This window comes from Nostoc sp. EspVER01, assembly GCF_034530635.1.
GTDB lineage: Bacteria > Cyanobacteriota > Cyanobacteriia > Cyanobacteriales > Nostocaceae > Nostoc.
The window spans coordinates 38793-65349 of sequence record NZ_JAVRCS010000002.1 but is presented as its reverse complement, the minus strand read 5'-3'; the positions used below and the strand labels follow the sequence as shown (position 1 = coordinate 65349).

Annotated in this window: 24 protein-coding genes; 16 read left to right on the top strand and 8 right to left on the bottom strand. The window is 43.5% G+C overall.

Annotation, left to right across the window (positions count from 1 at the left end; all coding sequences use genetic code 11):
* Positions 1–340: 340 nt before the first annotated feature.
* Entirely contained in the window at positions 341–976 is a 636-nt protein-coding gene (locus RMX69_RS02285) for a hypothetical protein (RefSeq protein WP_289795125.1), read from the bottom strand.
* A gap of 465 nt (positions 977–1441) precedes the next feature.
* Between RMX69_RS02285 and rpsD the strand changes: the two genes are divergently transcribed.
* The gene (gene rpsD, locus RMX69_RS02280; protein ID WP_069071263.1) at positions 1442–2050 is read left to right on the top strand and encodes a 30S ribosomal protein S4; all 609 of its coding nucleotides are present in this window, start codon (positions 1442–1444) and stop codon (positions 2048–2050) included.
* 80 nt (positions 2051–2130) lie between these two features.
* Here rpsD and moaA read toward each other — a convergent pair whose 3' ends face one another.
* Entirely contained in the window at positions 2131–3117 is a 987-nt protein-coding gene (gene moaA, locus RMX69_RS02275; protein ID WP_289795124.1) for a GTP 3',8-cyclase MoaA, read from the bottom strand.
* 162 nt (positions 3118–3279) lie between these two features.
* On the opposite strand from moaA, the gene RMX69_RS02270 reads away from it, so the two are divergent.
* Positions 3280–4311: a hypothetical protein gene (locus RMX69_RS02270; protein ID WP_322636394.1), complete on the top strand. Its 1032-nt coding sequence runs from the start codon at positions 3280–3282 to the stop codon at positions 4309–4311.
* 59 nt (positions 4312–4370) lie between these two features.
* A complete protein-coding gene (locus RMX69_RS02265) occupies positions 4371–4496 on the top strand; it encodes a hypothetical protein (protein WP_289795122.1) in 126 nt (41 codons plus the stop codon).
* Between the two features lie 45 nt (positions 4497–4541).
* Here RMX69_RS02265 and RMX69_RS02260 read toward each other — a convergent pair whose 3' ends face one another.
* The 5 genes from RMX69_RS02260 to RMX69_RS02240 all read right to left on the bottom strand — a co-directional run bounded on the left by RMX69_RS02260 (position 4542) and on the right by RMX69_RS02240 (position 12373).
* Complete coding sequence (locus RMX69_RS02260) at positions 4542–6920, bottom strand: filamentous hemagglutinin N-terminal domain-containing protein (RefSeq protein WP_322636392.1); 2379 nt, start codon at positions 6918–6920, stop codon at positions 4542–4544.
* Between the two features lie 221 nt (positions 6921–7141).
* Entirely contained in the window at positions 7142–7450 is a 309-nt protein-coding gene (locus RMX69_RS02255; RefSeq protein ID WP_322636390.1) for a hypothetical protein, read from the bottom strand.
* A 725-nt stretch (positions 7451–8175) separates the two neighbouring features.
* Positions 8176–10638, bottom strand: coding sequence for a filamentous hemagglutinin N-terminal domain-containing protein (locus tag RMX69_RS02250; RefSeq protein WP_322636389.1), 2463 nt, complete (start codon positions 10636–10638; stop codon positions 8176–8178).
* Between the two features lie 168 nt (positions 10639–10806).
* On the bottom strand, positions 10807–11133 hold the full coding sequence (locus tag RMX69_RS02245; RefSeq protein ID WP_289795118.1) for a hypothetical protein: 327 nt from the start codon (positions 11131–11133) through the stop codon (positions 10807–10809).
* 412 nt (positions 11134–11545) lie between these two features.
* Positions 11546–12373 (bottom strand): carbohydrate ABC transporter permease, encoded by an 828-nt coding sequence (locus tag RMX69_RS02240; RefSeq protein WP_322636388.1) that lies wholly within the window; start codon positions 12371–12373, stop codon positions 11546–11548.
* A gap of 180 nt (positions 12374–12553) precedes the next feature.
* Here RMX69_RS02240 and RMX69_RS02235 point away from each other — a divergent pair, with 180 nt between their 5' ends.
* The 5 genes from RMX69_RS02235 (at position 12554) to folE (ending at position 17416) form a co-directional block, all read left to right on the top strand.
* The gene (locus RMX69_RS02235) at positions 12554–13252 is read left to right on the top strand and encodes an aldehyde oxygenase (deformylating) (RefSeq protein WP_289795116.1); all 699 of its coding nucleotides are present in this window, start codon (positions 12554–12556) and stop codon (positions 13250–13252) included.
* A gap of 126 nt (positions 13253–13378) precedes the next feature.
* Entirely contained in the window at positions 13379–14398 is a 1020-nt protein-coding gene (locus RMX69_RS02230; protein WP_289795115.1) for a long-chain acyl-[acyl-carrier-protein] reductase, read from the top strand.
* 148 nt (positions 14399–14546) lie between these two features.
* Positions 14547–15527 (top strand): acetyl-CoA carboxylase carboxyltransferase subunit alpha, encoded by a 981-nt coding sequence (locus RMX69_RS02225; protein ID WP_094349744.1) that lies wholly within the window; start codon positions 14547–14549, stop codon positions 15525–15527.
* A 355-nt stretch (positions 15528–15882) separates the two neighbouring features.
* The gene (locus tag RMX69_RS02220; RefSeq protein WP_322636385.1) at positions 15883–16608 is read left to right on the top strand and encodes an SDR family oxidoreductase; all 726 of its coding nucleotides are present in this window, start codon (positions 15883–15885) and stop codon (positions 16606–16608) included.
* Between the two features lie 100 nt (positions 16609–16708).
* On the top strand, positions 16709–17416 hold the full coding sequence (folE, locus tag RMX69_RS02215) for a GTP cyclohydrolase I FolE (protein WP_289795113.1): 708 nt from the start codon (positions 16709–16711) through the stop codon (positions 17414–17416).
* A gap of 74 nt (positions 17417–17490) precedes the next feature.
* Here folE and RMX69_RS02210 read toward each other — a convergent pair whose 3' ends face one another.
* Positions 17491–18135, bottom strand: a complete 645-nt coding sequence (locus RMX69_RS02210; RefSeq protein ID WP_322636384.1) for a phosphoribosylanthranilate isomerase — start codon at positions 18133–18135, stop codon at positions 17491–17493.
* A gap of 121 nt (positions 18136–18256) precedes the next feature.
* Here RMX69_RS02210 and psaK point away from each other — a divergent pair, with 121 nt between their 5' ends.
* From psaK to proC, 8 genes are all read left to right on the top strand, one after another.
* Positions 18257–18511, top strand: coding sequence for a photosystem I reaction center subunit PsaK (gene psaK, locus RMX69_RS02205; protein ID WP_289795111.1), 255 nt, complete (start codon positions 18257–18259; stop codon positions 18509–18511).
* A gap of 359 nt (positions 18512–18870) precedes the next feature.
* Positions 18871–20067 (top strand): site-2 protease family protein, encoded by a 1197-nt coding sequence (locus tag RMX69_RS02200; protein ID WP_322636383.1) that lies wholly within the window; start codon positions 18871–18873, stop codon positions 20065–20067.
* 257 nt (positions 20068–20324) lie between these two features.
* A complete protein-coding gene (gene der / locus RMX69_RS02195; RefSeq protein WP_289795109.1) occupies positions 20325–21695 on the top strand; it encodes a ribosome biogenesis GTPase Der in 1371 nt (456 codons plus the stop codon).
* Between the two features lie 167 nt (positions 21696–21862).
* The gene (locus tag RMX69_RS02190) at positions 21863–22780 is read left to right on the top strand and encodes an energy-coupling factor transporter transmembrane protein EcfT (RefSeq protein WP_322636381.1); all 918 of its coding nucleotides are present in this window, start codon (positions 21863–21865) and stop codon (positions 22778–22780) included.
* 879 nt (positions 22781–23659) lie between these two features.
* The gene (pipX, locus tag RMX69_RS02185; RefSeq protein WP_069068710.1) at positions 23660–23938 is read left to right on the top strand and encodes a transcriptional coactivator PipX; all 279 of its coding nucleotides are present in this window, start codon (positions 23660–23662) and stop codon (positions 23936–23938) included.
* On the top strand, positions 23935–24603 hold the full coding sequence (locus RMX69_RS02180; protein WP_289795107.1) for a YggS family pyridoxal phosphate-dependent enzyme: 669 nt from the start codon (positions 23935–23937) through the stop codon (positions 24601–24603). The genes pipX and RMX69_RS02180 overlap by 4 nt, the downstream gene beginning before the upstream one ends.
* Positions 24604–24970: 367 nt before the next feature.
* Positions 24971–25576, top strand: coding sequence for a cell division protein SepF (locus RMX69_RS02175; protein ID WP_289795106.1), 606 nt, complete (start codon positions 24971–24973; stop codon positions 25574–25576).
* Between the two features lie 106 nt (positions 25577–25682).
* Positions 25683–26501: a pyrroline-5-carboxylate reductase gene (proC, locus tag RMX69_RS02170; protein ID WP_322636379.1), complete on the top strand. Its 819-nt coding sequence runs from the start codon at positions 25683–25685 to the stop codon at positions 26499–26501.
* Positions 26502–26557 lie beyond the last annotated feature (56 nt).

Below are 26557 nucleotides of genomic sequence, written 5' to 3'. Positions count from 1 at the left end.
GTGTTGCAATCATTAATTGAATTGGTATTACCTGGTCAGTGGACACTTTGGGAACAGTGCTAGGTATCGTATACCCACAAGTGGCAGAAGTGTTACTGAAGTTTGTCTGAGCTAATAGAGCGTTTGACGGAAGTTACATTACTGTACAATCCGCCTGAAGGTTCGCGTGATATCTTTGTAGTCTGGATAAGACCAGGTAAGGTCGGGTTTCGCTGTTGCTCAACCCAACCTACTAATTAAAATCGAATGATTTATTTTTTGGTAGTCCCTGAATCAGGTTGGCAAATAGCCACTCTATATTCAACCTGTATTTTCAATCAATTATACAAAGCACTGTAATCTAATTAGTGCCCGGTTGAGTTGGAACAACTGGTTGGTTTGGAAATGGGGTAGTTTCTAAACTTGGACTTGAACCCGCAGGAATTATCGTTGGCGGTGTAGACGAAGATGAAGCACCGATAACACTATCATCAGCACTGATACAAGTATCTAGCGCTTGAGTAGGGGGAAAGTCGATTTGACTACGTAAGCCAACCACACACTGGCCAAAGCGCACGGGTAACAAACTGCGTCCACAATAATCTAAAACTGTTGGATTAGCTTCTTCCTTAGTACTTAAGCTAACGCCAACTACACAGGTTGCTAACTCTTCAGGACGCCGAGCCTTCCCACAATAAGAAAGCGCATCTGTGGCAGCAATTTGGGTTTCCTTATCAATTTTCACCACGCAAGCAGCCAAATCTTTTGGACGCAGTGCTGCTGCACAACCTTCTGATGCCGCTTCTGCCTTTACGCCCACACTCAACAGGCGACCCGCACAAACACTATAATCATTCCTGTAGGAGGCAGCAACAGCCACATTAGGCAAGATTGTTAAACATCCAGCTATAGCCAAAACTGGTAATGTTAAAATCCTGGAGGTGGAACTGCCTTGTTTGTTCTTAACTCTGCTAACCACTTTTTTGCTCATTGACATTGCCATTCTCCAAACACCCAAAGTTATGCTAACTCAAATATCTTAAAAATCCTCTGTAATCTAAGAATTTCAGAGGTAGTAAAGTATAGACATAATTAATTATGTCGAAAATTGTGTTAACATAGCTGTTTGAAAGATAAGTAGGCAACGTAAAAAGTATTTCAGAGTAAGAATACTGCGTGAACCAATCTGATGATTGAGTAGCTTACGAAACTAAATAAGCACAAAAAACTTATGGGCAGGAGTACGGCGTGACAGGTCGGAATTCAGGCTTGGAGGCTAGTTTGTCGGGTTTACCGATTAAAAGCAACTGGCGCAAAAATCGATGCGTCTACCTTGGTGAGATACGTCTTACCTCGGTAAGCAGCTTCAAAAAACCAAGAATCCTCTGATTATTAAAAATTAGGGGAATGTCAAAATTGAATGTTTCGGTAAAGTTTAAACAGGATTAGATTAAGGAAACTCATGTCCCGATATAGAGGGCCCCGCCTCAGAATTGTCCGCCGCTTGGGCGACTTACCAGGATTAACTCGTAAAAGTGCCAGACGCGCTTACCCACCTGGGCAGCATGGCCAGAATCGCAAGAAGCGCTCTGAGTATGCTATCCGTCTAGAGGAAAAGCAAAAGCTCCGCTTCAACTACGGTTTGACTGAAAAGCAATTGCTCCGCTATGTGCGGAAAGCCAGACGTGTTACTGGTTCTACCGGACAAGTGCTGCTGCAATTGCTGGAAATGCGCTTGGATAATACCGTTTTCCGCTTGGGTATAGCCCCGACTATCCCAGCAGCTCGTCAACTGGTAAATCACGGTCACGTAACTGTTAATGGTCGTGTAGTGAATATTGCCAGCTACCAATGCCGTCCTGGGGAAACAATTGCAGTCAGAGATCGGGCACAATCCCGGAAGTTGGTGGAAGCGAACTTGCAATATCCCGGTTTGGCTAACCTCCCCAGTCATTTGGAATTTGACAAAAATAAGTTGGTTGGTAAAGTCAACAGCGTTATTGAGCGCGAATGGGTGGCACTACAAGTTAATGAACTACTTGTGGTGGAATACTACTCACGACAAGCTTAAACAGTTGGGAGTTAGGAGTTATGAGTTAGGAGTTGCAAGATGATAATTCCTAACTCCTCACTTTTTACTCCTAACTTTTTTCATCCGCCAATTTGCGACATGGTACGGGTGTATATACCTGAAATGCCAGAATCACGTTGTTTAAAGTTAATTTCTGGCTTGATTCCGAGTAAATGTCTGACCTGCTCTTGTAATTGAGCGGTGCTGACACCAGAACGCAGAGCAGTTTTTAAATCTATTTGACCAGTTTCATTTAATAAACAGGGACGCAGCCACCCATCAGCACTCAGGCGCATCCGATTACAACGATCGCAAAAACATTCTGACATTTGACTAATAAATCCTAGTGTCCCCTTCGCATTGGGAATTTGAAAGACATCAGCAGGGCCAGCACCACGAACTTGTGATTCTGTCAAGCCCCAGCGATCGCGAATACGTTCTCGTAAATCGGCTGAAGATACCCAACCGCGATCGCCAAACAAATGCACATTACCAATGGGCATAAATTCAATAAATCGAACGTGCCACTGTTTTTCAATTGTCAGGGCGGCTAAATCGAGAACTTCGTGGTCATTAACGCCAGGAATCACCACTACATTCAGCTTCAGGGGGTCGAATCCGACTTGATGGGCAGCTTGAATCCCCTGCCAAACTTGTTGCCAACGAGAACGCCCCTGATTACCGATAATTTGGTCAAAAATGTCGGGATCGAGAGAGTCCAGACTAATATTAATTCGTCGCAGACCAGCATTGTAGAGGTTTTGCGCCATCGGAGCCAGCAAAAAACCGTTGGTGGTCATTGAGATATCTTGAGTTTGGGGTAAATTTGCGATCGCACCGACTAAATCCACCACACGCGGACGCAACAAGGGTTCTCCCCCAGTCAAACGAAACCGATTAAAGCCTACTGGAATAAATACTTCTTGAATTAAGGTGAGTAGTTCCTCATCAGTCAATAACTGTTGCTTGAGAATATAGTCCAGTTCTACTCCCTCTGGCATACAGTACTGACAACGAAAATTGCAGCGATCGATTAAGCTTATGCGGAGGTAGTCTACCTGGTTCATCGTTTTATTTTTATTCTCTCTGATTAATTAAAGACTTTACAGAAGTGGTTTACCCCTTCCTACTATCTTTGTTGTAACTCAAAATACCGTACTCCCCCTTAAGTATGAGTCCACAGATTGTGGCATAATAAGCCGATCGCATCCACTAGTTAGTCATCAATCGTGCAAGATACCGACTCCATCAACGACCTTGCTGCTGCTTTACTACAGCCAGCCGATATCAGCTTTGAACTGCCCGATCCAGAAGATGAACAGATTCTAGAGTCAGATTTTCAACAGCAGCTAGAAATAGCTTGGCAGGTATGCGATCGCTTTGATTTGCAAACTGAAATCTGGCGGGGGCGAATTTTACGGGCGATTCGCGACAGAGAAAAAGTGGGTGGTGACGGACGCGGTACTGGCTTTCTCCGATGGCTAAAAGAGCGGGAAATCAGTAAAAGTCAAGCATACTCCTGGATTCAACTGGCAAATAGTGCCGATACTCTCATTGAAGACGGTAAACTTGACCCCGGATCTGTGAACAACTTCAGCAAACGGGCATTTGTCGAAACCTCCAAAGCAGTTCCAGAAGTGCAACAGATGGTGAGTGAAGCCGCCCAAAAAGGCGATCGCATCACTAGGCGGGAAGTGCGTCAACTCAATGATGAATGGACAGCCATGTCCTCAGATTTATTACCGGAAGCAGTCAAAGAAAAAGCCGCAGATAACACCCTTCCCCCGCGCTACATTGCCCCTCTGGTAAAGGAAATGGAAAAACTGCCAGAATCGCATCAAAAGTTTATCCAGAAGGAAATAGCTGCTAATCCTGATGTGGATACCCTGAAACAGGTAACTACCGAAGCGCGTAACTTAGCGAAATATCTGAAAGGGGCGGCTCAAGTTCAGGCGCTAACCCAAGAAAATATTGACATTGAAACAGCTTTAGAAGAAGCCCAAAGAGTCGGCTGTTTGAGCATTGCTGCTGATTTGGTAAATCAAGCATCGCAAATTGAACAAACGATCGCTAAATTGTACATGACTTGGAAACGGATCGGTAATTTAGCAGATCGATTATATGTAGATACTGGAGCAAGTACACCCAACTTGCGATCGCTCCTCACTTGCTTGGAACCTCTAGGTGGTGAAATCATGGAATTGCAACTTACTGGTGCGACTGAACACACTGTTCGTTTGCAAATTCAGGAGACGAATTAGGGAGTGGGAATTAAAAGTTGTGCGAGATAATAGCAATAACCACCTGACTCCAGGTTTCTATGTCAACAACTATCATTGAACCCATTGTCACTTGGGAAAAGTTACCTGATGACTTTCCTTTACCCGATGAGCCTGTGGATAATATTCAACAAGAGCAGCAATTGCGTAGGCGTAGCCCGCCGTAAGTATTGTGCATAACAAAGTTACGAAATATCGCCATATCTCAAATTTTAATGAGCAGGGCAAGATGTAGGGGTGAGCGAGGAATTATGGGGCAATTCTGTAGGTACTTGAGCAACCAGAACTACGTTCCCATTGGCATCTATAATCCAGCCTTGGGCTTCTACAATTTGAATAGGTTCGTTGACAGAATTAACTTTCTGTGATTTTCCTTCTGTGTTTCGCTGCGCCTGAACAACGGCTCTTTTCTTAATACCGCCAGCACGATTCCGACTCTCTGGAGGTAGCGCGATCCAATCTGCTAGCACTGCATCATCAGCTATCAATGGCTGGGTGGGATCGGCTACTAGTCCTCCACGTCCAGTGGTAATAAATGAACTTCTTGCTATTTTTCCACCAGAACTACAACTAGCAGCAATTTGCCGCGAAGCATCAACCAGATTTACGGGCAGTTCCACTAATCCTTTACTGGGGTCAGCATCTGGTGAGTTGATTTGTACTGTACCGTTTAATGAAGGGTTTTGCTGAGAAAATGCGGTTATATCACTTGTTTCCAGGTTATTCGGGTTTGTTTCGCCTGTTGTGTCAAGCCTCTCTACGTCTGCACCTGTGCGAGGTACAAAACCAAAAAGGTTCTTAGCGGTGATGGTGATTTTACCACCAGAGCCAGAGAAGCCGTTGGCGGTGATATCGTTGTTTCCGAAGGGAGTGGCGACGAGGAAGCCATCAGGTGCTTTGATGGTGATATTACCGCCATCTGCATCACCTTCTCCATTAGTGGTTATTTTACTTTCGTGGTGCATCAGTAACAAGTCTCGCACCTGTAGCCCAATATCACCACCCCGATTTGATTCTTCACTAATAGACGTGAGTGTTCCTTTGTCTAGCAAGATAGAACGAGCAGTTACGTTTAGTGCGCCTGGTGTCCCTGGGTTATTTGTATCTCCTAAATAGATTGCATTATCTGCAACTCTAAAGAACACACTTATTTGACCACCATCTTTGACAATCAATTGTCCTGTGGTGATATTGATTGTTCCCGCATTTCCGTAATTTCGAGTTGAAGCAGACAAGAGGCTGGGAATACTTGTTGTCGAGGTGCCAGTTATCTCTACCGACTCCAAGGCATTCACAGTTATATTGCCTCCTTTTCCTTGAGCTGGTATCACTTGTGAATTTTCTACTACTGCACTAGATTCTGCTGTTACCCTTGCTCCTCCTTGAATACTCAACCTTTTAGTGTTGATCGTAATGTCACCTGCTTTTCCTTGATCAGCGCTTGCACTAACAAATCCAGTAATACTATTTGGAGATGTAATGCTACCAATTAGCTCCACGGATTCAGAGGCGTTCACAATTAAATCTCCTCCATTACCCTTGTCTACTGTAGATGTTAATACTTGGGCACCATGTTGAACACTTAATTTATTAGCGTTAATAATTAATTTACCGCTATCTCCAGCACCTATTGTCTGAGTTGTTAAGTACACACCCTTGCCAATTAATTCTACGGTATTGCCTTGTACCTGGATATTACCGCCATTGCTATCTTGATTACCAGCATCTACTTGAGATGGAATCTCTTTACCGTCAACAATTCGCTGGATTAATTGAATTTTCTGTAAGTTCTGAACACCTTCATACCCCAAGGCCCAACCTTGGTTCGTTGGGTTCAGGCTGACCAAACTATTACCAGCAACACTTCCTAGCTCAACTCGTCCCGATTCTGCTGTTAAATTCCCGCCCTCCAAGGTTATATCACCACCTACAAGTGCCAAAGTTCTGTCTGGCTTTACCTGTAAACCAACGGCTTGCCCAAAGGTATTAGTTTTTACACCATCTGGATTATTTGCTTGGGATTGATTGCGGATGATTCCTGGTATAGCTCCAAATTGTAAACCAACGGGGACACTTACTGTCAGTAAGGGTGTGGTTTGAGGATTTGTGGCACTAAATTTAGTCCCATCGACAAAATTCAGACTACTTGCCGTACTCGCAACAAATGAACCGGCGATATCTAGAGATGCATCGGAACCAAAAATAATCCCATTGGGATTAATCAAAAACAAGTTGGCTGTGCCGTTAGTTTTAAGAATGCCATCAATATTAGAAATAGACTTGCCTGTTACCCGACTTATGATATTTTGAATATTTGGCGCATTGTTAAAGTAGGCTGTGCTGCCAGCTGGCACAGAAAACTGGTCAAAGCTGTGAAACAGGTTCGTACCACGAATTGCCCCACCATTGATCTGGTCAGTAGGGCGGCCATTGATTAGCTGCGGTGTAACAACTGAACTTTCAGATCCTAAAGTGTTATCCTTTATAATCTCGGACAGGGCACAACTCCCTGATAAAGCGAGTGTTGCAGCAATTTCTAAAGCACTAACAAGCCCTAGCTTCCAGTAACGACTACCTCGGCTTTTATACATCACAGAATTTGCACTAAAAAAACAATTTAGTAGTGAAATACTGCCAATTACTAAATAGGATGATCATACTTCTGGCAACTTAGCAAATCATTGCAAAAATCACCACTTTCATTTCCACTCCAATAGTTTTTGGCAGCATAATGACTACAAGAGACGACATGAAAACTGGTAATCAGCGTTGCGCTCTTTATCAAAATTTATACTGTTCAATGTTCGGTGCATCAGCAAGGAACCCATTGTTTAAGGTTCTTGTCCCAGCAAGTGCAAGTGCCATTGGGGCAACCTTGCGAAGTTGCTAGTAAAAAATTTTGAGTTTCGTTGCTTTCTTCAGGATCACTAAATTGGAGTTTATTTAGATCGATTCTGTACTCAAATTGAAGCACTTCTTGTCTTAAAATCCCATATTTGGCAAGGATTTGGCTAAAGTTAGCGTTATTAACTATCTCACATATTTCCTGGTGAATTTCATCTTTTAACTGCTGTAATGTGTGATTATCTATGACTATTGACTGTAATGTTTTAGATTCCATAAATTTTGCTTTCCTTGCAGACTGGTAAATGTGTAAACTTATCTTGTGATGTACTAAATTAACGCGAGTTTGATTAGTACAGTTTGGCAACTAACGAATCAAGAATACGGAGTCTAGAGTGGTACGAAAGCATTAGGTTTCTAACGCTCTTGTGAACTCCGATAATTATGAATTCAACTTGGCTAGTTATAATTACGCACTGTGTTACAAAACTTCATATATTTCTGCCAAATTTGTTTAAAGTATTCATGAATCTGGCTACTCACCGTTGATTGCTCAAGAGAATTGAGTAATTGATATCTCCTCAAGTCTCACATTCTGCTTATGGTTTGGATAAGCTCACAGGCTTTATTAAGGCGATCGCTTGTATGAAGGTCATAGCAAATCAGCGATCGCTTGTATGAATGTCATTGCAAAGAAGCGATCACACCACACTTGATTTGAGTAGAAGGGACGATCGCACTGATATCATGTCCGCTTAATTACTTACTAAACCCCAAGAACCCCACCCCGCCAAAGCTGCGCTTTGTCTCCCCTCCCCGCTTGCGGGGAGGGGCTGGGGGTGGGGTGCAATGACTGTGGTTAGCATAACTAATTATGCGGACATGATATGACACCTGAATTCAGTCAAAAGAGCGATCGCTCATATAAAGTTCATTGCAAAGTAGCGGAGTCTACGATGGGCTACGCCAACGCATTAACAAAAGTTATGAGAATCTCAATTTTTAGTTAGCAGTGCAAGATGTCGCGACGAGCGAGGAGTTATGGGGCGATGCAGTGGGTACTTGAGCAACCAGAACCACATTCCCATTGGCATCTATAATCCACCCTTGGGCTTCTACAATTTGAGTAGGTTCATCGATAGAATTAACCTTCTGTGATTTTTCTTCTGTGTATCCCTGCGCCTGAATAACCACTTTTTTCTGAATACCACCAGCACGATTCTGACTCTCTGGAGGAAGGGCAATCCAATCTGCTAGCACTGCATCATCAGCTATCAATGGCTCCGTGGGATCGGCTTGTATTCCTCCACGCCCAGTAGTAAAAAACGAACTTCTTCCTATTTTTCCACCAGAACTACAACTAGCAACAATTTGCTGCGAAGCATCAACCAGATTTACAGGTAGTTCCACTAATCCTTTACTGGGGTCAGCATCTGGTGAGTTGATTTGTACAGTGCCACTTAATGAAGGGTTTTGCTGAGAAAATGCAGTGATGTCACTTGTTGAGATGTTATTCGGGTTTATATCTTTTGGATCAAATATCTCCACCTCTGCACGGGTGCGTGGCACAAATCCAAAGATATTCTTAGCGGCGATCGCAATTTTACCACCAGAACCAAAGTTGGCATTGGCGGTAATATCGCTATTTCCGAAAGGAGTGGCGACGAGAAAGCCATTAGGTGCATTGATGGTGATATTACCGCCAGTTTTATCACCTCCGGCATTAGTAGAGATTTGACTGTTGCGACGCATCAGTAATAAGTCCCGCACCTGTACCGCAATGTCACCGCCCTTACCTGACTCACTATTAGATGTGAGTTTTCCTTTATCCAGCAGAATGGAACGAGCGCTTATATTGAGTTCGCCTGCTAGACCTAAATTGGGTACATCCCCTTGATAGTTAACATTTTTTCGAGCTTCACTGCTGACAGTTATTGCCGCCCCATCTTTGATAATCAATTGCCCTGTAGTTAGGGTCAAGTTGCCGCCATTTCCAGTCCCTTGAGTCCCAGCAAACAAGCTACTGAGCCTAGAACCATTTGCTGAGGTTCCTATTAATTCTACGGACTCAGAGGCGTTCACTATCAAATCTCCTCCATCTCCTGTAGCTGGTATAAATTGGTTAGAAAAACGCCCAAGTATACCCTCAGAACTTGTTGATATTGCTGCCCCTCCCTCAATACGTAACTTTCCAGTATTAATTATTATGCTGCCAGCATTTGGAGTGCCATAAGTTGCACTAAATAATCCACTGGATGTTAAATCACTACCATCTGGCAAAGGAGAAATGGGGATGCCTGCAATTAGTTCTACGGAATCTGAGGCGTTGATGGTCAATTGCCCCGCCAATCCCGACCCCAGATTGAACATTAAGACTTGCGCTCCATCTTTGACAATCAACTTTCTGGTAGTGATATTTATATCTCCAGAGTTTCCAGTGTCGAAAGTTCCAGTAGACAAGAACGCATTTAGTCCAAGTTCTACAGATTCGGAAGCGTTCACTGTCAAATTTCCTCCTGGTTGCGTTCCCAGGCTAAGAGCCAAAATTTGTGAACCGTCAGTCACCAATACTCGTTGTCCTTGCAGGTGGATATTACCGCCACCTTTGCCACTGGTATCTATAGTAGATGGAATCTCACTTTGCTGGGTGAGTTCGATGTTCTGAAAATTTTGAACACCTTCATATCCTAATACCCAACCTTGATTCGTTGAATTCAGACCAACCAAACTATTGCCAGCAACGCTTCCTAACTCAATTCTTCCCCCACTTGCCGTTAAATTTCCGCTCTCTAGCGTTATATTACCGCCTATAAGTGCTAGGGTTTTGCCTTGCTGCACCTGTAGACCAACACCTTGTCCGAAGGTATTAATTGTATTATTGGGACTTGCTTGGGATTGATTGCGGATGGGCGCCGCATTTGTTCCGAATTGTAAACCTATAGGAACACTTTCTGTGAGTAGAGGTGCAGTTTGACTAGATGTAGCACTAAAGTTTGTACCATCAGCAAAGTTCACACTACTCGCCGTACTCGCCACAAATGAACCGCCAATATTTAAAGAAGCATTGGGCCCAAAAACAATGCCGTTAGGATTAATCAAAAATACGTTAGCTGTACCGTTAGCTTTGAGAATGCCATCTATATTAGAAACAGAATTGCCTGTCACCCGACTGATAATGTTCTGAATATTGATTGCATTGTTAAAATGGGCTGTCCTTCCCGCAGAGATAGAAAATTTTTCAAAGCTGTGGAGCAAGCTTGTACCACGAACTGCTCCACCATCAATCTGGTCTATAGGCTGACCATCAATGAGCTTTGGTGTAATGATCGAACTTTCAGATCCAAGTGTGGCATCTTTTTGAATTTGAGCTAAGGCAAAACTCTCAGCAAAAATGAGCACTCTAGCAATTACTAAAGTACTCACTATTCCTAACTTCCAGTGGCAACTGCTTCGATTTTGAGACATGAAAAACTGGCTCTCAAAACATCAGAGTTTATTAAAATACTGCTTTTTGCTAATTAGCGATGTTAGTACGCTGAGGTTATCTTTGTAGCCTAACTACTACATAAAAGCAAAGTTTAGTATTTTTACATTTACTAGAATAAACTCTTTGCAGTCCGAAGATTAAATTATTTAGCAGTTACAGCCTAAAGGGCTACCAGTTGATGGACAAGGGATACACAATGCTTTTTTGACTAACACAATTTCTGGTATTGAAGGTCTTGGAGTTGTTGGCAATAATGCATTGGGTTGCTGTTCATCAACTGCATCATCTGATTTGAGTTGATTGGGATCGAGATTACACTGCCAATGAATTCTCAAGACTCTGTACTCTAATAAGCCGTACTTTTCAAGCACTGAATGTAAGTCAGCGTTTTCTAGGCTTTCATTCATTTTCTGCTGAATCTCTTCTTGTAACTGCTGTAATATTTGAGGATCTATGACTTGTTGAGAACTCATGAGTGTTTTCGTTCCTGACGGGATGTGTATAATTACTGCTTCAGTTTAGTTAGCAATGATTACGCTCAGTGTCATAAAAGTTCATAATTTTCCTGCGGGATTTTCTTTACAGCTATTTTTATTAATACCAATTCAAATTATTTACAGCACTTCCGGCAGCTATGAGGTACATCCTCAAAGCTGAAAGCTATGATAGAAAAGGGCAAAAAGAAAAACTGTACTGTATTGCATAATAGCTGTCAGTGCTTTAACCCAAGTTTTTCTAGTCCTCTTCTAGAGGACTTGCACCATTAGACAGGGAATTCTATTCCCTGGCGGTCTGTATTGCATAATAGCTGTCAGTGCTGTATTGTCGAGTGGGCGTCTCGTCTAGTAACTCAAATCGGGCTTCCACTTACCGCCTGTTTTCCCACTAATTCTTAATCCCCGTCGCAGCAATACCTTGAAGAAATTGACGCTGACCGATGAGGAATAATACCATCACTGGCACTGTCGCTATTGTCACTGCCGCCATCATCAAGGGCCAATTATTCGTAAATTGCTCCTGAAACTCAGCCAACGCTAGTTGCACCGTTCTTAATTCTGGTCTTGTGGTAAATACTAGAGGCTTAAACAAATCATTCCACTCACCGATGAATGTGAACAAAAACAGCGTCACCAATGCTGGACGGGCTAAAGGTAACATCACCCGCCACAAAATTTGCAGTCGATTCGCCCCATCTATAGCTGCGGCTTCCTCTAATTCCACGGGAATTGTCTGGAAATACTGACGTAATAAAAAAATCCCAAATCCGCTAACCGCAGTGGGTAAAATCAGCGCCCAGTATGTATTTATCAGGTGTCCCCACTTCAATACCAAAAAGATGGGAATCACCAATAACTGAAAGGGAATCACTAAAGTTGCTAAAACGACTAATAGCAGTGCTTGGCGTCCCCGAAACTTCAATCGTGCTAAGGCGTAACCAGCCAAAGCAGAAGTGACAATCTGAAACGCCGTCACAGCGATCGCTACCAAGGTAGAATTAGCAAACGCCAGCAAAAATTTTCCTTGTTGCCACGCAACGCGATAATTTGCTAAAGACCAGTTATTTTTGAACAAATTTTCTGGGCTGGCGGATGTCGGTGCAAAGGAGGTGAGAAAGACCACAAACATTGGTAGTAGAACGATAAATGCTCCTAGCAGTAAGATTACTAGGCTCAAAAAATCACCAGATTTCACATTCAGGTTTGGTTTAGACATAACTTGAGCCGCAAAGCATTTATTTCGCTAGTACTAGAGCATTGCCCCCAGCAACCATTAATCTATAAACATAGTCTACTTGTTAAGTTAAATAAAACCACAGTGATTGTTACCCTCAGTTCATAGGGTAAATTGAATCCTGGTGTCAAATAATTCAAGTTTACAGGAGTAAACATAACCATGCAGCAGCTTGCAGACCAATTTAAAGAATTAGATTTCAAGAGCGAAACATACAAAGATGCTTATAGCCGGATTAATGCGATCGTGATTGAAGGGGAACAAGAAGCCCATGAAAATTACATCACATTAGCCGAACTGCTGCCAGAATCTCATGATGAATTGATTCGCCTCTCCAAGATGGAAAGCCGTCACAAAAAAGGATTTGAAGCTTGTGGGCGCAATTTGAATGTTACCCCAGATTTGCAATTTGCCAAGGAATTTTTCTCTGGACTACACCAGAATTTCCAAACAGCAGCGGCGGAAGGCAAGGTCGTCACTTGTCTGTTGATTCAGTCTTTGATTATTGAATGTTTTGCGATCGCAGCATATAACATTTACATCCCCGTTGCCGACGCTTTTGCCCGCAAAATCACGGAAGGGGTAGTAAAAGAAGAATATAGCCATCTCAACTTTGGAGAAGTTTGGTTGAAAGAACATTTCACAGAATCCAAAGCTGAACTTGAACTTGCAAATCGCCATAACCTCCCCATAGTCTGGAGAATGCTTAACCAAGTAGAGGGTGATGCCCACACAATGGCAATGGAAAAAGATGCTTTGGTAGAAGATTTTATGATTCAATACGGTGAAGCATTAAGTAACATAGGCTTCACGACTCGCGATATCATGCGCTTGTCAGCCTACGGACTCATAGCCGCCTAACAAAGTGCTGAGTAACGAGTGCTGAGTGCTGAGTAGTTTAAATTCAGAACTCAGAACTCAGAACTCCTAACTCCTAACTCTACTAAATTCCACGCCTCAAGACAGCACAAGCCTAATAATCACTACATGTTTGGTCTAATTGGACATCTGACTAGTTTAGAACACGCTCAATCGGTAGCTAAAGAATTGGGATACCCAGAATATGCCGATCAAGGGCTAGACTTTTGGTGCAGCGCCCCACCGCAAATTGTCGATACCATTATTGTCACCAGTGTAACTGGGCAAAAAATTGAAGGACGGTATGTAGAATCTTGCTTTTTGCCAGAGATGCTGGCTAGTCGCCGCATCAAAGCCGCGACGCGCAAAATCCTCAACGCGATGGCTCACGCACAAAAGCATGGCATTAACATTACAGCTTTAGGCGGATTTTCGTCGATTATTTTTGAAAACTTTAAGTTAGACCAGTTTAGCCAAGTCCGCAACATTAAACTAGAGTTTGAACGCTTCACTACAGGAAACACACATACTGCCTACATTATTTGTAAGCAGGTGGAAGAAGCCTCAAAACAATTGGGAATCGATCTATCAAAAGCGACTGTTGCTATATGTGGGGCAACTGGAGATATTGGTAGTGCAGTTACCCGCTGGCTAGATGCGAAAACAGATGTCCAAGAACTTTTGTTGATCGCCCGCGATCAAGAACGTCTCAAAGAGTTACAAGACGAACTGGGACGAGGGAAAATCATGGGTTTGACAGAAGCACTGCCCCAAGCCGATGTTGTAGTTTGGGTTGCTAGTATGCCCAGAGGCGTGGAAATTGACCCGACCACTTTGAAACAACCCTGTTTGTTGATTGATGGTGGCTATCCGAAAAACTTAGCAACAAAAGTTCAGCATCCTGGTGTATTTGTGTTAAATGGTGGGATTGTCGAGCATTCCCTAGATATTGACTGGAAAATTATGAAAATCGTCAATATGGACGTGCCAGCCCGTCAGCTGTTTGCTTGTTTTGCCGAATCAATGCTGTTGGAATTTGAGAAGTTATACACGAACTTTTCGTGGGGACGGAATCAGATTACCGTAGACAAAATGGAGCAGATTGGTAAGGTATCAGTGAAACATGGATTTAGACCGCTGCTGGTTTAACTGTAAAAGTTAGGAGTTAAAAGTTAGAAGTTAAGAGTTAATAACTTTCATCAGTACACGCCTTCTAATACCTAACTCCTCACTCCTAACTCCTAACTCCTCATCCCTCACTCTGAAAAACTCATAACTCGTACTTATAACCCCTACGATGGCAACTACTGAGCGTAAACCGCTACTGTTAGATTTTGAAAAGCCCCTAGCAGAACTCGCAACCCGAATCGATCAAATTCGGCAACTTGCAGAAGAAAACGGCGTTGATGTTTCTGGTCAAATTCGTCAACTAGAAGCACGCGCCATGCAACTACGTGAGGAAATTTTCACTAGTCTATCCCCGTCTCAGCGATTGCAAGTCGCTCGTCATCCGCGTCGCCCTAGTACTCTCGATTACATTCAGGCAATTAGTGATGAATGGATGGAATTGCATGGCGATCGCTGTGGTGGTGACGATCCGGCTTTAGTTGGTGGTGTTGGTCGTCTGAGTGGGCAACCTGTGGTGATGTTGGGTCATCAAAAAGGGCGCGATACTAAAGACAATATTGCCCGTAACTTTGGAATGCCTTACCCTGGCGGCTATCGCAAAGCTATGCGGTTGATGGAACACGCCAACAAGTTTAGTATGCCGATACTAACTTTTATCGACACGCCGGGAGCTTGGTCTGGGGTAGAAGCAGAACACCAAGGTCAAGGAGAAGCGATCGCTTACAACTTGCGTGAAATGTTCTGTTTGGATGTGCCAATTATCTGCACAGTCATTGGTGAAGGTGGTTCTGGTGGCGCACTCGGTATTGGCGTAGGCGATCGCCTACTCATGTTTGAACACTCCGTTTATACCGTCGCCACTCCCGAAGCCTGTGCCGCAATTTTGTGGAAAGACGCTGGTAAGGCTCCTCAAGCCGCTGTGGCGCTAAAAATTATTTCCCATGACCTGAAAAAGTTGGGAATTATCGACCAAATACTGCCTGAACCCACTGGTGGCGCTCATTCTGACCCCTTAAAAGCCGCTACCACTCTCAAGCAAGTACTGATGGAAAATTTAGACGAACTCAATCGTTTAACCGCTCCAGAACGCCGCCAACTGCGCTATGAAAAATTCCGCAAAATTGGTGTTTTTACAGAAGTTGCCCACTAACGGCACTGCATAATGATTTATTAGTAAAGCAGCAATGCTATAATTGCCTATGTGCTTAAAGATTTTTAACAATCTAGCCATAGGCATTTGCATGTTTGGCAAATCTACTCAATTTGATTGAGTGGGTTTTGTCTTATGTAAATAATCTAATTTGAATGTACGGCGTGGTTTTCCAGGCAACAATTTGTTGTCTTCACTCTTAAAACCCACAAGATGGGGAGTATTGTGCTGCATCATAGCATTTGCTTAATGGAAATCATCATATTTTTAGATTCCTTTAATCTATCCAAACCAAGAAGTGTGAATAATGGGGTGGTAATCGGCTTTGGGAACTGCCAAAAAATTGGGAGACACCATGAGTGTTGAGCAAAAACGACGCGCCCTGATTACTGGGGCAAGTAGTGGAATTGGGAAAGCAACGGCTTTAGCCTTTGCAAAAGCGGGAATAGATATCGCCTTAGTCAGCCGTTCTTTGGATAAGTTGGAGGCGGTAAGAGAAGCCGTAGAGCATACTGGGGTCGAAGCTAAAGCTTACGCTGTAGATTTAGCGCGGATTTCCGAAGTCAAAGACAAGATCCAAGCGATCGCCCTTGACTTTGGTGATATAGACATTCTGGTAAACAGCGCGGGCATTGCCTATACAGCTACTTTGAGCGAAACTCCCCTAGAAGACTGGCAGCAAGTAATTAACTTGAATCTCACCAGCGTGTTTGTGTGCATTGTGGGGATTTTACCTTCAATGCGCGATCGGGGCACAGGCACAATTATCAACGTCGCCTCAATTGCTGCCAAGCAACCCTTTCCCGGTTGGGGAGCATATAGCGTCAGCAAAGCGGGTCTGATAGCCCTCTCTCAAACCCTGGCACAAGAAGAACGCACTCACGGCATTCGGGTCACAGCTATTTGTCCCGGCGCAGTCAATACCGAACTTTGGGATACAGAAACAGTCCATGTCAACTTAGACCGTTCCAAAATGTTAACCCCGGAAATTGTAGCTCAGTCAATTCTCTACACAGTTCTGTTACCACAACAGGCAGTTATTGATGAAATGACCCTAATGCCAAGCGCTGGCGCACTCTAATTGCGAAGTTAGAAGTTAAGAGTTAGGAGTTAGAATTTTTAACTCATAACTCATAACTCATAACTCATAACTAAATTAAAACCATAACCAAGACTGAATCATGACTATTGCTAGTTCCAACGGTTCCAATTGCTCTCAATCGCCTCTGATTCCCGACTTGGCAGAAGCCATAACTCCTAGACCCGATCGCAATACTCATAACGGGCGACAACCGGATGTGTTCCCGCCAAAAGAGGAACAACTTGAGGAAATGAAGGATGCCGTGCGAGCAATAATATTGGGAGTTGGCGAAGACCCTGAACGCGAAGGACTCCTGAAAACACCCAAACGAGTAGCCGAGGCAATGCGGTTTCTTACCAGTGGCTACAACCAATCCCTTGAAGAACTCGTTAACGATGCCATCTTTGATGAAGGGCATAGCGAGATGGTACTAGTTAGAGACATTAATTTCTTTAGTTTGTGCGAACACCACATGCTGCCATTTATGGGTAGAGCGCACGTTGCTTATATTCCCAACCAAAAAGTTGTCGGACTGAGTAAGCTAGCTCGGATTGTTGAGATGTATTCCCGGCGCTTACAAGTACAAGAGAGACTAACTCGCCAAATTGCTGAAGCAATCCAGACGATTCTAGAACCTCAAGGCGTTGCCGTAGTAATGGAAGCTAGCCACATGTGTATGGTAATGCGTGGCGTTCAGAAACCAGGTTCTTGGACTGTCACTAGCGCAATGGTTGGTGTGTTCCAAGATGAGCACAAAACCCGCGAAGAATTTTTTAACTTGATTCGCCACCAACCAGCATTCTTTTGAGTGCTGTTAGCGAAAGCGGGGCGTTTAGCCCGTGCTGAGTTAGGAGTTAGGAGTTAATTCACAACTGATGACTCCTAACTTCTAAGTAACTCAATGTTCTTGAGACTGTGAAATAGGAGTGCTACTTTATCTAAATCCTTATCTCCTGGTGTCCGTTCCACACCACTAGATAAATCAACGCCGCTAGGATTAACCTGATTTAGGGCTTGCACAATATTATCGGCTGTTAATCCTCCTGCTAAAAGCCAAGGACAACTAGGGCTAAATTGCTCTAGCATTGTCCAATCTAAAGTTTTGCCTGTACCACCCAGTTGTTGCGGATGGTAGGCATCAAGTAGCAAAGTATCCACGTATTTTGTATAATTATTTGCTGTATCAAGATGCTCAAGACTACGAATTCTCAGTGCTTTAATAATTTCGACATTGGGTAACGCTTGACGCAATTGGTCGCAAAAATCTGGTGATTCATCTCCGTGTAACTGCACACCAGTCAATCCAGAATCAGCAACTATCTGACTGATTTCAGCAATATTAAGATTGGCAAAAACCCCAATTGTGTCAATATTTGCCGGGAGTTCTGCCACTGCTGCCCGAATTTGAGATGTAGTCACGTAACGAGGTGAGTTTGGCACACAAATAAATCCTAGGGCCGTTGCGCCTAGAGAGGCGATCGCTATAGACTGCTGTGGTTGAGTAATGCCGCAAATCTTAACGCGCATGAATATTTAAAAAATTTAAACTAATCATCAGAAAAGTCTAAACTATCTAAAAAATTTTTGGGCCTTGTAATTTTATAATCTTGTAGGTCTACATTAAATTTTCCATTCAGGAGACAAAAGCTTGATTTCCTCTATTTTACTAGCAGCAGCTGCAACTGTTCCCGCAACACCTGCGTGGAATCCCACAGTAGGAATCATCATCAGCATCAGCAGCTTAGTAATGGTTTTACTAAGTACTAGGATTGAAAAACCCCTAGTTGGCCCCAAGTTCCCTATTCTGCCGATTAGTATTCCAACATTCGCTGCTGCTATGGCTTTTGGTCATATTATTGGCATTGGCATCGTTTTAGGATTGACTAACATCGGTCGTCTATAGTTTTGTGATGACAGAGGTGTTACTTGTAACCGCACTATCAATGCAAAACTCCTAAAAATGATTTTGGGCAGGGGGAGTAGGGAGTAGGGAGCAGAGGAGCAGGGGAGCAGAGGAGAAGTTACAGTGAGTCTTTCCCTTCTGCCCCTCTGTCCCTCTGCCTCCGCTTCCCTGCCTCTTATGCCTCATGCCCAATTCCCAATTCCAGAGTTTTGCTCACAGGCATTAATTGTCTATTCTAGAAATAAGGGCATTTCGTCACTCGTTACTACCGAATTGATGCTCAATATAAATGTGTATACGAATATGCATAGTATCTCAGTATAAAAAGTACTGATTATATCTAGTTTTAGGGCAGTGTAATGCAAACAAATTGGAGAATTGGGTCATTATTTGGAATTCCCCTGTTTTTAGACCCGTTATGGTTTGTGATTTTAGGGTTGGCAACCCTTAACTTTGGGGTAGCTTATCAGGAATGGGGGCCTGTTATAGCTTGGAGTGCTGGAATAGTTATGGCACTGCTGCTATTTGGTTCGGTGTTGTTACATGAGTTGGGTCATAGCTTAGTAGCCCGATCGCAAGGCATTAGAGTTAATTCAATTACCCTATTTATGTTTGGCGGGATTGCTGCCATTGAAGAAGAATCTAAAACTCCTTTCAAAGCCTTTCAAGTTGCGATCGCTGGCCCTTTGGTGAGTATCATCCTATTTGTCCTGCTCCGTCTGGCAGCTTTTGCAATACCTGATACGAATCCCCTCAGTGTAATGATTGGAGATTTGGCGAGAATTAACCTAGTAGTGGCTCTATTTAACCTAATTCCCGGCTTACCTTTAGATGGGGGACAAGTGTTAAAAGCAGCACTATGGCAAATCACAGGTAATCGTTTTCAAGCCGTACACTGGGCTGCAAGGGCTGGGCAAATATTGGGTTATGCTGCGATCGCTTTCGGATTTGTTGTAGATTTCGTCACCAGAGAGTTAGTACTTGGCTTGTGGATTGCGCTGTTAGGTTGGTTTGCTGTCCGCAACGCTAACACCTATGACAACATGACTACATTGCAAGAAAGCTTGCTCAAGGTGGTGGCAGCCGATGCGATGACTCGTGACTTTCGCGTAATTGATGCTGACCAGACATTACGTTCCTTTGCTGATTTGTACCTGTTGGAAACCACTCCCTCACAGGTTTATTTTGCTGCTTCTGATGGACGTTATCGGGGTCTAGTTTCCATTGACGATTTCCGTTTAACCCAAAGGAGTGAATGGGAAACCGAAACTTTACACAGCATAGTACATCCATTGACAGAAATACCTACCGTTGCAGAGTCAACAGCGATCGCTGAGGTAATTAACAAGCTAGAAAATGAGCAGTTACCGAGAATTACCGTCCTGTCTCCTGCTGGTGCTGTAGCTGGTGTAATTGACCGGGGAGATATTGTGCGATCGCTGGCACAAAAGTTAAATTTGCAGATAAGCGATGCTGAAATTAAGCGCATCAAGGAAGAAGGTAGCTATCCAACTGGATTGCAACTGGGAGTAATCGCGAAATCAGCTACAAATTAAACGTCACATCCTCGTCATAGGTTTGCAATAGATACGTCAAAAGCGTGTGTGATATTGAATTTGGTATTTGGTTACAAAATGCTTTTTTTGGGTAAAAGGTAGGATTTCCTACCTTTTTTATTTTTCAAAGTATGGTATTACCAAACAGCCCATCGTAGACATCGCCTCAGATGATGGGGAAATTATTAAAACTTCAAGTTTAAAGCGAGTAAAATGTAAGTACATGATATACTACGTCTCTCACTTACCCTGGTTTTATGGCACTGCCAATTGTTGCAATTATCGGACGCCCAAATGTGGGCAAATCCACCCTGGTTAATCGACTCGCCGGGGAACAAACGGCGATTGTCCATGATGAACCGGGAGTGACACGCGATCGCACTTATCTTCCAGCTTTCTGGAATGATCGTGAATTTTTAGTGGTGGACACTGGTGGTTTAGTTTTTAATGATGATACCGAATTTTTACCACTGATTCGCCAACAGGCAATGACAGCCCTTGCAGAAGCATGTGGCGCTATTTTTGTCGTCGATGGTCAAACAGGCCCCACATCGGCAGATTTAGAAATCGCCGAATGGATGCGCCAACAACCCGTACCTGTGCTACTAGCCGTAAATAAATGTGAATCGCCAGAACAAGGCTTAATGCAAGCTGCCGACTTTTGGGAATTGGGATTGGGCGAACCTTACCCCATCTCCGCGATTCATGGCAGTGGCACAGGAGAGTTACTCGACGAGTTAGTTAATCACATCCCTGCTATTGAAGACATTCCAGAAACGAATGAAATCAAAGTAGCAATTGTGGGACGCCCAAATGTGGGCAAATCGAGCTTACTCAATTCTTTTGTCGGGGAAGAAAGGGCAATTGTCAGCCCCATTTCCGGCACAACCCGCGATGCTATTGATACCGTCATTGAACGAGCCGGACAAACCTACCGTTTGATTGACACCGCCGGCATTCGCAAAAAGAAACACATCGAATACGGCACAGAATTCTTTAGTATTAACCGTGCTTTCAAAGCGATTCGTCGCGCTGACGTGGTTTTATTAGTAATAGATGCCGTAGATGGAGTCACCGAGCAAGACCAAAAATTAGCTGGGCGGATTATCGAGGAAGGTCGAGCTTGTATCATCGTCGTTAATAAATGGGATGCTGTCGAAAAAGACTCTTACACAATTTACGATTACGAAAAAACTCTGCAATCACGGTTACATTTTACCGAATGGGCAGAAACAATTTTTGTGAGTGCCTTGTCAGGACAACGGGTAGAAAAGATTTTAGAATTGGTGAAAACGGCGGCGGAATCACACAAACGCCGTGTCAGCACATCAGTGATTAACGAAGTCTTAACAGATGCCGTTAGCTGGCATTCACCGCCGGCATCCCGTGGTGGGCGTCAAGGAAAGATTTATTATGGTACACAAGTTAGTAGCCAACCACCAACGATCGCTCTATTTGTCAACGACTCGAAACGCTTCAACGACAACTACCGCCGCTACATTGAACGGCAATTTCGTCAACAGCTAGGATTTAAAGGCACGCCAATTATTTTGCTGTGGCGGAGCAAAAAAGTCCGTGATGCCGAAAGTGGTAATGTTAATAGAGCTACTCGCGTCAAAATAAGTTAGGAGTTAGGAGTTAAGAGTTAGGAGTTAGGAGTTATGAGTTAAAGTCAAAGTTGCTAACTTATAGAACCCTATCTACTTGAGTTTGATAGCGGTACAAGGTGAAAGTTATAAGTTAAAGTCAAAACTCCTAACTCCTCACTCCTAACTCCTAACTCTATAACTCTAAAATGGATTTATTGCGATCGCTGCCACTTGGACTTTATTTAGAACAACCCCAAACTTGGCTGCATAAAATCGATCCGCGAGTCAAGTTCGCCTGGTTGATGAGCTTTTTAACAAGCTATGTTTTAGCCAACAACAATTGGCGGGTGCTGCTGGTGGTAGTATTGATTCTTGCCACCTTGATTGCCAGAATTCCTCGACGTGTATGGCAGCAGCAAATGGGTTGGCTATTAATGCTATCGTTTTTTGTGTTAGCGATCGCAGCCATTAGTCCTGATGGATTGGGTGTAGATTATCAATCACGTTTGCCAGCTAACGAACAAATCTTAACCCAGCCAGCAAACTCTAATAATATTAAAGAGCCAGCAGCCGAGAAAAAAGCATACAGCTACGTGCTATTTCACAAAGGCCCGGTTAAAGTAACTCGCTACTCATTGAGTTTGGCAGTACGCCTGAGTACACTTATATTTACCGTCATTTACAGCACCAACCTCTATCTGCTGACAACCGCACCAGAAGAAATCACATCTGGCATAGAAAGCTTAATGCAACCCTTGCGACGCTTCAAGTTGCCTGTCACAGAAATTGCTTTAACTTTAACCTTGTCCTTGCGCTTTATTCCCTTGGTTTTAGAAGAAGTGCAAAATTTATTTCGCTCTGTGATGACAAGGGCAATTAATTGGAAAAAGCTGGGATTAAAAGGAGCATTCAAGGTTTGGATGACAGTCGCAGAGAGACTTTTGGAAAATCTCCTCTTACGAGCCGATCAAATGGCGAATGCCATGATGGTACGGGGTTTTACCAGTCCCAACGAGCATCGAGTCCAGTGGCACGATTTACGATTAAAAGGGCGTGACTGGCTGGCGATCGCAACTTTAATCTTATTCTGGGGAATACGGCTAGCTATAGGAACTCAGGCGTAATTTTGCACCGAGAAAATGGTAAGAGGTAATACAGCAGAATTCAGGAGCGATGCCCTGAGCCTGCCGAAGGGTCTAGAATGGGCTACGCCCCGCTGCGCTAACAGGAGTCAGAAGTAAAAAATTAAATCGGCGTCTCTACCAAAGACTGATTATTGTAGAGACGGCGATTCATCGCGTCTCTTGCCTTAACCGAATAGTATTGAGCTATAGGTAACAATATGGTAGGGTAATTTGAATAGCTAACCCAGCCATAAAATTGATCCCCTAACATTTCCTGTAGATTTTAGGTATTAACCAGCGTTGCGCGAACACTACAAATTAATCTTAAGATTTTTGACCGAGTACCCTTATGAATCTCTGCACAATGCTCAGACACCAATTCCACCATTGAAAATACTGGATAATCAATAGACTTTTTGCATAAATGATAGTTTTCTTTCCAGTACCCAATCCCTACTCCCAATTTTGTGCCATTCAGCGACAGTTGTGGCAGTATGGAAAGAAGTTGAAAAATTCGCTGTTGCCGTTGGGAATTTCAAAGGGTGTTTTTCCTTCCCACGTCGAACTTTCAACCAGAGGATCGGGAATATTTTGTACCTTGTCCCTACACATTGCTAAATTGAAGTCACCAAAGCAGATGGTGATATTTGTTGAACAGCCTCTACTCTTTGAATCTACGCTTCGCGGCATCTGTTGTACCATTGCGCTTCACTACCACTAGCTTCATCTGCCCATTAGGAACTAGATCAAGGTCTTCGTAACCGCAGCTTCGCATTTTAACCAAATATTCTGACGAATGTTGGTATTATCGTCTGAATGTTTGGAATTCACTGCGAAAAGATATATATACTTCCACCTTGACTACACCTTGACTCTTAAATGAATCCAGAAAACGCAGAAACTTACATAAACCATCCAACTTGGGGTTTACTCTACAAAATCTGTATGGTTGATGAGAACCAGGATTTGTTCACCACACTTTATGCCCAGCGCTTATTTTTTTTGGTGGCAAATGACGTTAAAGGTGTTAAATTCCAGTCTCTAGGACGTACTGAGGCGAGAATGATGTTGGAAAATCGCTTACGTACCCTGCGGCGCAGTGGGCATTCTCAGGAGTACGATCAGCTTCAGAGTGTTTTCCAGCGCACCTTCCAATGAACAGTTCGATTTCCGAACGTATTCTTTCCATTCGTTCCTCACTGCCAACGTCAGTCAAATTGATTGCTGTTAGCAAGCAAGTTTCTGCCCAGGCCATTCGGTCTGCATACAACGCCGGAATTCGTGATTTCGGGGAAAGTCGTATCCAAGAAGCTGCCAGCAAACAAGCCGAGTTGCAAGACTTACCGGATATTACCTGGCACTTTATTGGACATTTGCAAAGCAATAAAGCCAAAAAAGCCATCGAGCATTTCCCTTGGATTCACTCCGTGGATAATTTGAAGCTGGCACAGCGCTTAGACCAATTGGCGCAACAGCTAGGAGTGAGTCCCCAGGTTTGCCTGCAAGTGAAAATTCTCCCTGACCCCAACAAGTCTGGTTGGAGTGTGCCAGAACTTTTGGCTGATTTACCCACACTCAATCAATACAAAAATTTACAAATTCAAGGTTTGATGACAATTCCGCCATCAGGATTAAAAGATTCTGAAATTCTCAGTGTGTTTAATCGCAATCGTGAGCTAGCCAAAGAAATCCAGGAGCAAAACTGGTCGCATATTAAAATGCAGCACCTATCTATGGGTATGTCAGGCGACTACGAACTGGCAGTGCAAGCAGGCACAACGATGGTACGATTAGGAACAATCTTGTTTGGCGATCGCTCTTAGCCGATTAATCATCAGCCTTGTAGGGCAGTATTAATCGAAGCTAAGGATTTGATGACAAGAATTTTGTAACAGACTGGTGCAATCGGAAACAAAGGATATAGTATTGACAAGAGCAATCGCCAAGGGAAAATGGGGTATAAAGAAGTTTCCTTCGGATAAACCGTAGGATATAATCTTTACTCATTATTATGTTTAGGCGATGCACAGACCTTTCCAATAAGTGTCAGTTCATCGCCAAAACCCGTAGTATGGGCTACAACTAGCAATACAGTTGCGGAAGTATCCACCGATGTAGCGAGCGCTCCTATTTCAACTAATCCTCAGCCAAGTCAATACAGGCTATTCGCACCAGGAGAGTACACACACAATGAACAACATTTTTTCCAAACTCAGAGACTTTGTGGGTCTAAATGAGCAAGTAGAATACGAGTATTACGAAGAAGAACCAGAAACAGATAATAATAATTATCAAAATCTGTATCAGCAAGAAAATCCCCAGCCAGCACCACAAGAGAATCCAGCCGCTCAAAATCGACGCTGGCGGGAACCAGTGCCTACAATGGGAGATGATATGACAGCAGGTTCAAAGCCAATGGGGAATGTGATTGGTATGCCAGGAGCAATTAACGGAATTTCGGAAGTTTTAGTACTCGAACCACGCACCTTTGAAGAAATGCCCCAGGCAATTCAAGCGTTGCGCGAACGCAAGTCAGTGGTATTAAATCTGACAATCATGGATCCAGATCAAGCTCAACGAGCAGTAGATTTTGTAGCAGGTGGTACTTACGCACTAGATGGACATCAAGAGCGCATCGGAGAGAGCATCTTTTTGTTTACACCAAGTTGTGTCCAAGTTAGTACCCAAGGTGGCGTTCTTCATGAAGTACCACAACCACCAGTACGTCCTTCCCGTCCGACAACAGGTACTCCAAATCAAAGCTGGGGCAACGAAACTAACCGGATGGCACAATAAAGTTAAATTAGTAGTTAGTCCTTTGTCCTTTGTCATTTGTCCTGGGTTTTGCTCATGGTGACAAATGACAAACGACTAATGACCAATGACTAATGACTAATGACTAATGACTATAAAATTTGGCTTAATTGGTGGTGGGGTAATGGGAGAAGCGCTCTTATCCCGCCTTATCACGCGTGGAATTTATCAATCATCAGAAGTCATAGTTAGCGAACCGCTATCTTCACGCCTAGATTTTTTAAAGCAGCAATACGGTGTTACTGTGACGACAGATAATAGCCAGGTTTTCACTGAAGCAAAAGAAGTTTTATTTTTGGCAGTGAAACCCCAAGTATTTAGCGCGATCGCTCAAGAATTAGCAGATATTGATATTCTTAATAGAGAACATTCACCTCTCATCATTTCTATTTTGGCGGGTGTGCCCTTAAGTCAGCTAGAAGCTGCATTTGTGCAATTGCCAGTAATTAGAGCAATGCCCAACACCCCGGCAACAGTAGGAGCAGGAGTTACCGCGATTTGTTTCGGTGCATATACCAATGCCTTGCATCACCAAATAGCACAGCAAGTTTTTTCTGCTGTGGGTGAAGTCGTAGAAGTTTCAGAAGGGCTGATGGATGCAGTTACAGGGCTATCTGGTAGCGGCCCCGCTTACGTGGCGTTGTTAATAGAAGCACTTGCAGATGGCGGAGTAGCCGCAGGTTTACCTAGAGTAATTGCCAATCAACTAGCCTTGCAAACTGTACTGGGAACAGCAAAACTGTTGCAGGAAACCAAAATGCACCCAGCAGAACTCAAAGATCGTGTTACCAGCCCTGGAGGTACAACCATTGCCGGGATTGCCAAGCTAGAACAGGCAGGATTTCGTTCCGCTTTAATTGAAGCAGTCAAAGCTGCCACAGAGCGATCGCAAGAACTGGGAAAATAAAGTTATGAGTTATGAGTTATGAGTTTTAACTCCTCACTCCTAACTCTTAACCTAAC